Origin of the sequence: Idiomarina sp. Sol25, from assembly GCF_033052775.1 — a bacterium.
GTDB lineage: Bacteria > Pseudomonadota > Gammaproteobacteria > Enterobacterales > Alteromonadaceae > Idiomarina.
This window is the reverse complement of sequence record NZ_JAUPEW010000206.1, coordinates 1-247: the sequence shown is the minus strand read 5'-3', so window position 1 is coordinate 247 and position 247 is coordinate 1. Positions and strand designations below refer to the sequence as shown.

Genomic DNA, 247 nt, shown 5'->3' with positions numbered 1-247 from the left:
ATACCGCCCGTATCGCCCAATCTCTGGATGGTGACGCCAGGCCGTCACTTCAAAGACCTCGATCACAAAGCCCTGAAACTCCGCCAGCACATATTTGTTCTCTTCGGTGCGCCATTTGGCCATGACCCAATTGCCTTTGACTGCTTCGAGAACCCCTTCGGAGTCATCAAAGCGGGTGTACTCCCGATTGATATTGATCAGCATCGCATCCTCCGGAAGCGTGTCCAACTCCGCGCTTACATATCGG

1 protein-coding gene is annotated in these 247 nt (G+C 53.8%); it reads right to left on the bottom strand.

The window, feature by feature from the left end:
• A partial coding sequence (locus Q5L94_RS14015; RefSeq protein ID WP_317498959.1) for a hypothetical protein occupies positions 1 to 204 on the bottom strand: 204 nt, incomplete at its 3' end.
• Positions 205 to 247: the final 43 nt, after the last annotated feature.